Raw genomic sequence first — 2,445 nt, forward strand, 5'->3', positions numbered from 1 at the left:
GAACCGATCTCACGGGCCAGGTCCAGTACGTCATCGACTTTGCCGGCCCGGCGCTGGACGCGCTGCCCGAGGACGCCAGGGTCGAAGCCATCTCCAGCGCCAACGCCAATGGCCGTGTGCTCGAAAGCATGGCCTACAAGAATCCCGCCACCGGCGCATGGCGCATGACGCTGCGCGTGCTGCGGCTGAACCCGGCCCAGCCTGTTGAGCTGCGCGCCTTCCTCAAACATGACAACCACACTGTGAGCGAAACATGGACCAACCTGATCACACTCTGATTCCATCCGCTGCACGCAGCGCCCTGCGCGAGGAACGCCACCCCAATTCGGTGACGGCGCCACCGCTGAACCGCGGCTCCATGGTGCCCCGGCCCTGGCGTGGCTTCTGGAACAGCATGGCCACCGCGCTGCTGCTGCCCATGCTGTCGATATTCCGGGCTGCCGCACCGGCACCATCCCATCGCCTGCCTGCCCCCCGGCTTGAGCGCTGGCAGCAGGCTGCCCGGCGCCGGCGCACGGTATTCCTGCTGCTGACTGTCATCAGCACCGTGCTGGCAACCAGCATCTTTGCGGACATGCAGCCCGACTATGACAATGCCTGGCTGCAGTACGGCCAGATCAGCCTGTTTGCCCTTCTGTCAGCCTGGGTAGTGACCGGCTTCATGACGGCGATGATGGGCTTTTACGTCACGATCTTTGGTGACAAACACGCGCTGTCCGCGAAAAAGGTTCAGCACTACCCGCTGGATGCGTCCACACGCACCGCGATCATCATGCCGATCTGCAATGAAGACGTACGCACCGTGTTCGCCGGCCTGCGCGCCACCTGCGAGTCGGTCGCGATGACCGGCCATGTACAGAGCTTTGATGTCTTCGTACTGTCGGACAGCAGCAACCCGGCCATCATCCAGGCCGAGCGCGCCGCCTGGGAAGACCTGCGCACCCAGCTGGCCGGACACCCCGACCAGCCGCAAATCGAGGTCTATTACCGCCTGCGCAAACGCCGCACCGACCGCAAGGCCGGCAATGTGGCCGACTTCTGCCGCCGCTGGGGCAAGGATTACCGCTACATGGTGGTGCTGGACGCCGACAGTGTGATGAGCGGCGACTGCCTGGTTTCCATGGTCAAGCTGATGGAAGCCAATCCCAGGGCCGGCATCATCCAGACCGCAACCCAGGCCATCGGCCACGTCACGCTGCACGCACGGGCGCAGCAGTTCGCCTCACGCGTGACCGGGCGTCTGTTCACGCTGGGGATGCAGTTCTGGCAGATGGGCGAGTCCCACTACTGGGGCCACAACGCCATCATCCGTATTAAGCCCTTCATGAAGCATTGCGCGCTGGCGCACATCAAGGGCACGGGCGGCATGGCCGGCAGCATCATGTCGCACGATTTTGTCGAGGCCGCGCTAATGCGCCGCGCCGGCTACCACGTCTGGCTGGTGGGTGACCTGGTGGGCAGCTACGAGCAGCAGCCGCCGGATTTGCTGGCCGAGCTGCAGCGCGATCGCCGCTGGTGCCAGGGCAACCTGCAAAACTCGCGCCTGATCGCCGAGCCGGGCATTCACCCGGTACACCGCTCCATGTTCGGCACGGGCGCGATGGCGTATCTGTCGGCGCCGCTATGGCTGTGCTTTCTCACGCTGGGTACAGCGCTGTGGCTGTCCGGCTCGCCCATGATTGCCGACTGGACGCTGCTTCCCGGCGAGCTGATGTCGCTTTGGGCCTGGACGCTGTGCATGCTGTTTTTGCCGCGCATCCTGGGCATCGTGGCCGTGCTGGTCAACCGCCAGCAGCAATCCTATGGCGGCACCGTCGCCCTGCTGCGCAGCGCTTTGCTTGAAACCCTGATCGCGCTGTTGCAGGCCCCCATCCGCATGCTCGCGCATTCGCTGTTTGTGGTGGTGGCCCTCACCGGCCTGAAGCTTGAATGGAAATCGCCCCCGCGCGAAGCGGCCGCTGTGCCCTGGCGCCATGCGCTGGCGCAGCTGGCGCCTATGTCCGGCGTGATTGCGCTGCTGGCTGTCGGCATTGCAGTGATCGATGCACGGGCTTTGATCTGGCTGATCCCGGTCGGCCTGCCGCTGCTGCTGGCGATCCCGATGACGGTGCTCACCAGCAAGGTCGGCGTGGGCACGGCCCTGCGTGCGCAGAACTACCTGCTGATCCCGGAAGAAACCCGTTCGCCGGCGGTACTGCGACGCGCCTGGCTGCATGCAAGCCGGCTGGCCAAGCCACGGCTGAAGGCGGCCTGAAAATAGCCTGACTTCAGGGCAACCCATGAAAAAAGCCGCTTGAAGCGGCTTTTTTCATGACAGGTAAACGCTATTAATTCAGGAGCTGGTTGCGCCCGTCTTTATTGGGCTGCAGCCATTTTTCCCTTAAACAGCGAATTGATCAAAACTTGGGCATGCCTTTCATGCCGCCCATGCGTTTCATCATTTTC

Annotated in this window: 2 protein-coding genes; both read left to right on the forward strand. The window is 63.7% G+C overall.

The genetic code is table 11. From position 1 onward, the window contains the following. Positions 1 to 278: glucan biosynthesis protein (locus AC1DWI_RS19790; protein WP_477725531.1), on the forward strand; the 278-nt coding region annotated here is incomplete at its 5' end. Continuing rightward, a complete protein-coding gene (gene mdoH, locus AC1DWI_RS19795) occupies positions 254 to 2,254 on the forward strand; it encodes a glucans biosynthesis glucosyltransferase MdoH (protein WP_477668362.1) in 2,001 nt (666 codons plus the stop codon). The genes AC1DWI_RS19790 and mdoH, both read left to right, overlap by 25 nt. Positions 2,255 to 2,445 lie beyond the last annotated feature (191 nt).

It is taken from the genome of Polaromonas sp. P3_C2 (assembly GCF_056402675.1).